This is a genomic window from Pedobacter sp. 01T416_2 (assembly GCF_056398925.1).
Genome location: NZ_JBFTQI010000492.1, coordinates 1 through 4517, shown reverse-complemented (window position 1 = coordinate 4517; position 4517 = coordinate 1). Strand labels below are relative to the sequence as shown.

General features: G+C 39.7%; 6 protein-coding genes. 5 read left to right on the top strand and 1 reads right to left on the bottom strand.

Going from position 1 to position 4517, the window contains the following annotated elements; all coding sequences use genetic code 11:
• Together AC1DPQ_RS18745 and AC1DPQ_RS18740 are read left to right on the top strand one after the other, a co-directional pair.
• Nucleotides 1–263, top strand: a 263-nt coding sequence (locus tag AC1DPQ_RS18745; RefSeq protein WP_477610510.1) for an alpha/beta hydrolase, incomplete at its 5' end; no start/stop codon positions are given.
• Between the two features lie 3 nt (nt 264–266).
• Nucleotides 267–434, top strand: coding sequence for an SDR family NAD(P)-dependent oxidoreductase (locus AC1DPQ_RS18740; RefSeq protein ID WP_477579920.1), 168 nt, complete (start codon nt 267–269; stop codon nt 432–434).
• A 544-nt stretch (nt 435–978) separates the two neighbouring features.
• Here AC1DPQ_RS18740 and AC1DPQ_RS18735 read toward each other — a convergent pair.
• A complete protein-coding gene (locus AC1DPQ_RS18735; protein WP_477578113.1) occupies nt 979–1773 on the bottom strand; it encodes an NADPH-dependent F420 reductase in 795 nt (264 codons plus the stop codon).
• 186 nt (nt 1774–1959) lie between these two features.
• Here AC1DPQ_RS18735 and AC1DPQ_RS18730 point away from each other — a divergent pair, with 186 nt between their 5' ends.
• The 3 genes from AC1DPQ_RS18730 (at nt 1960) to AC1DPQ_RS18720 (ending at nt 4366) form a co-directional block, all read left to right on the top strand.
• Nucleotides 1960–2307 (top strand): winged helix-turn-helix transcriptional regulator, encoded by a 348-nt coding sequence (locus tag AC1DPQ_RS18730; protein WP_477610509.1) that lies wholly within the window; start codon nt 1960–1962, stop codon nt 2305–2307.
• 284 nt (nt 2308–2591) lie between these two features.
• Complete coding sequence (locus AC1DPQ_RS18725; RefSeq protein ID WP_477578109.1) at nt 2592–3410, top strand: SDR family NAD(P)-dependent oxidoreductase; 819 nt, start codon at nt 2592–2594, stop codon at nt 3408–3410.
• A gap of 59 nt (nt 3411–3469) precedes the next feature.
• Nucleotides 3470–4366, top strand: coding sequence for a helix-turn-helix domain-containing protein (locus AC1DPQ_RS18720; protein ID WP_477578107.1), 897 nt, complete (start codon nt 3470–3472; stop codon nt 4364–4366).
• Nucleotides 4367–4517: the final 151 nt, after the last annotated feature.

Sequence of the window (4517 nt, the reverse complement as noted above, 5' to 3'; positions counted from 1 at the left end):
GGGCCTGGCTGATTACCAATCCAATTTCATTTATGAATATGCCAATTTTAAGTTATGTGAAAGAAATTTCGCCAAGACCAATGCTAATGATTGCTGGAGAAAATGCGCATTCAAGATATTTCAGTGAAGATATTTTCAAAATTGCGAATGAACCGAAAGAATTGATTATTATTCCAAAAGCCGTTCATGTAGATTTGTATGACAAAGTGGATGTAATCCCTTTTGACAAACTGGATAGTTTCTTTAAAACTAATTTAAAGTAATGAATGGCTAAAATACTTGTTACAGGTTCTGCAGATGGGCTTGGAAAATTGGCAGCGACGCAATTAATAGCAGTGGGTCATCAGATGCTTTTGCACACAAAAAATGCACAAAGGGCAGATGAAACTGCCAAAAAAGTAAAAGGCGCAGCAGATATTCTGATTGCTGATTAATCCTGTATTGAGGAAACCCAGGCATTGGCTGAAAAAGCCAGCGCTTGGGGAACTTTTGATGTAGTGATCCATAATGTAGGAATTTATAAAGTAGAAAAAAATAGTTTAAGTATAAATAGACTGCCTCTTCTGTTTGCTTATCTAACATTTTTGTCACACTGAGGGGGTAATTATTTATAAAAATCAATATTAATGACAGGAGAATTTAAAAATTAAATCTCCTCAGATTATCGTCATTGCGAGAAGGCTTTTTCAGCCAACGAAGCAATCTTACAACTATCGCTAGTAACGAGCGCTCTAAGATTGCTTCGTGCCTCGCAATGACGACCATTCTATTAGAGCCCGTCAATAGTAGCGGAGTCGATTGCTTTTAATATATCGAAAAACAGGTGTTCGACTATTAATGACAGATTCTAAAAATCTGCGTCATCTCGACCGGAGCAACGCGGAGTGGAGATGACGATTCTTCGCGACCTATCAATTAACAATATAATTTAGGTTTACGGCGACAAATTAATTTTTAGCTAATGGTTGTATCCCCTAATTACTCCGATTTTGGATTTTTAGGAAATAGGGAGCGGTTAAATTTCACTATCTCCTCATGCGAGGGCTGAGTAGTACGTTCAGCGAATAGTTTAATCACAGAATCCCTAATTTGAGCAGCAACTTCCCTCACGCCATCATTGAGTGCCTGTTTCAGATCCACTGCATTTAATTCTGTACAATAGGCCGGAGTTCCTGGCTGATGCCTCCATGAACTTTCCAAATTACCAGCATCAACCACATCAAAGCCTGCTTGATTGATAAGTCCGGATATAATTTCTTTTGCTTTTGGATCATCTCCTGATATAGCCATTGCTATACGCCCGGGTGCACCTTTAGGTGTCCCTCCATACACAAGGCTTTCTGCCAGCAGATTATTGAATGCTTTAATAACAGGCCGCCCAATTTGTTCAGCAACCCACACGCTCTCCGCTTTACCGTTTTTGATTTCCTCGATGTCGGCATCGCGGAATGGATAGTAGTTGGACGTATCCACTAGAATGGTATCTGGTGGCATTTCGTCAAATAAAGTTTTTGACAGGCCAGGAATAGCTATGGTCGGCACTGATAGTATGACCACATCTTTACCTTTAACAAGATCCTCCAAGGGCGAAGGTAATGCTCCTAATTCATTTGCCCGCTTTTCCAATTCAGCAAATTCAGCCGAATTGGTTACAAAAACCTGATGTCCTGCTGCAACCATTTTTTTCGCAATTGTACCTCCAATGGCACCTGTACCTATTATTCCTATTTTCATATTCAGTATCTTTAATATTTGTTTTGATAAATGTGCTATCAGATTATGGTAACCTTTCCTTAAAGTCTTTTCATATCATATTGATTAGTAGATAAAAAATTCAATTGTTTCATTAATCCTTATCAACCAGCCTATTTAAAATAATTATTGCAAAGTTATCACATTTTACTTTCCTTTGTATAGTACTTTCCCAAAGGAAAGTGATATTGTTCAAAGGATGAGACTATGGCTAAGAAAAAAGAACACTGCGACTGTTTGAATACCGTGAAGCCGGTAAGGGACGCGCTTGATGTAATCAGTGGCAAATGGAAACTGCCTATTATTATTTCAGTGGGCGTTGGTAATGACCGTTTTACAGACATACAGGAAAGCATTCCAGGGATAACCCCTAAAGTCCTGGCTAAAGAACTCAAGGACCTGGAACAGCATAAACTATTAAAGCGTACCGTTTTAGATGGCTACCCCGTCAAAATCCTGTACACCCTGCAACCTTATGCAGATACCTTAACACCGATAATATATTCCTTAAAAGATTGGGGAATCAACCACAGGAAAGTAGTCACAAAAGAGTAATGCACTTGACTATTATTCGCAACAGTTAATCAATCATATCAAAATACCTTCAAAAGTGCTCAACACGATTCCATAGCTCTGCTCCTTTCCGGTAAAACATATATGGCAAAACAGATTTTGCAACCGCTCTGCAAGAACTGTCCTTTTTTTTTGTAAAGCACTGAAGTAAAAGAGCATAATATAGGTCAAACGTAGAAACGTTCCATTATTGCCTACTTTTGTATCACAATAGCTGTTAACAATTGACTGAACTTTGTCATCATCAAATATTAAAGAATAATATAATGGCAAAAACAATTTTTATAACTGGTGCATCACGCGGATTCGGCAGGATCTGGACAGAAGCATTTTTACAACGTGGCGATAATGTTGTTGCGGCTGTGCGCAACCCGGAAACATTGGCTGAACTCGCAAAGGAATTCCCTTCGAATCTATTGGTCTTAGAACTTGATGTAACCGATAGAGAGTTGAGTTTTGAATCGATCGAAATTGCAAAAAAACACTTTGGCCGCATCGACGTCTTAATCAATAACGCTGGCTACGGACATATTGGAGCTGTAGAAGAGTTGAGCGAGCAGGACGTGAGATCGCAATTTGAAACGAATGTACTGGGTTCATTATGGACTGTGCAGGCTGTCCTGCCCATTATGCGCGAACAGAAATCGGGGCACATCATTCAGCTTTCAAGTGCGCTGGGACTAAATACGGTATCATTAATGGGGCTTTACAGTGCATCGAAATTCGCAATCGAAGGTCTTACTGAAACATTGGCCGGCGAAGTGAGTGGTTTTGGCATTAAGGTAACCATACTGGAACCGGCTGGTTTCTCCACAGATTTTTTTGGTACCAATTCGCTTGCCTTAAGTGCAATAGTAAATGCTTACGATGAGATGAGAAAAGATTTTTATGAGCATGCCGGAGAGCAAGATTCCGGGAATCCTATTGCAACTATCGGAGCGGTTCTAAAATTGGTGGATACAGAAAATCCGCCATTGAGGTTGCTACTGGGCAAGACTGCTTACCCTTGGGTAAAATATACTTACGAAGAGCGCCTGAAAACATGGGAATCATGGCACGACGTTTCTGTGGCAGCACATGGCTAATGAAAGTTAACTTTACAGGATCCGGATTTGCTGGATTCTGTTTTTATCACTGCTGAAAAATGGATCACTTTAAAAAAATAAGCGAGCTGCATGAAGCGCTTGGCGTTAACCCTCCGGAGCATCCGCTTTTTAGTGTGGCATACGGTGAGCGGGGCACCTGTGACGGAAATAGTATACTCGAATTTTCTTCAGAATTTTACATCATAGGATTTAAGAAGCTGAAATCGGGCAGCATGCAATATGGGAAAACAAAATATGACCACGACCGTGGCTCGATGTCTTTTGTAAAGCCCCACCAGAAAGTAGCCTTTAAAAATGTCGAACTTGAAGAGAAAGGTTTTCTGATTATTATCCATGAAGACTTCTTACCCGGAACTATCCTTTACCACGACATTAAGAAATACGGCTATTTCGATTATGAGGTGAATGAGGCCTTGCATCTCTCTCCTGCAGAGGAGGAAATCATCTGGAATTTGTATTTCAGCATTGATAAAGAATATCACAATAATACCGATGAACTTAGCAAGGCCATCATAGTTAGTCATCTTGACGCCATGCTCAAATATGCACAGCGCTTTTATAAAAGACAGTTTATCAACCGTACACATTTATCCGGCTCAACAGTAACAAAGTTCAACGAATTACTTGCAGTTAATTTTGAAGAGCGGAAAACGAAAGATATTGGACTTCCCTCTGTTTCTCTAATGGCAGAAAAGCTTCATATATCTCCGCGCTATTTAACCGATCTGCTAAAGGAAGAGACGGGAAAAACGGCATTAGAGCTAATCCATCTTTTCCTGATTGGTAAAGCTAAAAATCTATTGGCCGAAGGCGAATTGAATGTATCGGAGATTTCGCATTTACTTGGTTTTGAAAACACCACCTATTTTTCCCGGCTGTTTAAAAAAGAAGTGGGAACATCACCCACTCAATTCAAAGACCACTTCCTAAATTAATCGCAACGTTGATAAGGTAGCCCTCTTAAAGTTATGATATAATTTCCACTCCTTGAAAAGTCTCGGTTGAGGGGCTTGCAACAAGGAACTCTAAACGTTGTTAGAGATACTGAATCTTAAATTATAAGCTTTTCACCAAAATCATCAAGGT

What these genes read in the sequence shown, in the direction of transcription:
- AC1DPQ_RS18740 (WP_477579920.1), top strand. Translation starts at nt 267, where the DNA reads ATGGCTAAAATACTTGTTACAGGTTCTGCAGATGGGCTTGGAAAATTG.
- AC1DPQ_RS18730 (WP_477610509.1), top strand. Translation starts at nt 1,960, where the DNA reads ATGGCTAAGAAAAAAGAACACTGCGACTGTTTGAATACCGTGAAGCCG.
- AC1DPQ_RS18725 (WP_477578109.1), top strand. Translation starts at nt 2,592, where the DNA reads ATGGCAAAAACAATTTTTATAACTGGTGCATCACGCGGATTCGGCAGG.
- AC1DPQ_RS18720 (WP_477578107.1), top strand. Translation starts at nt 3,470, where the DNA reads ATGGATCACTTTAAAAAAATAAGCGAGCTGCATGAAGCGCTTGGCGTT.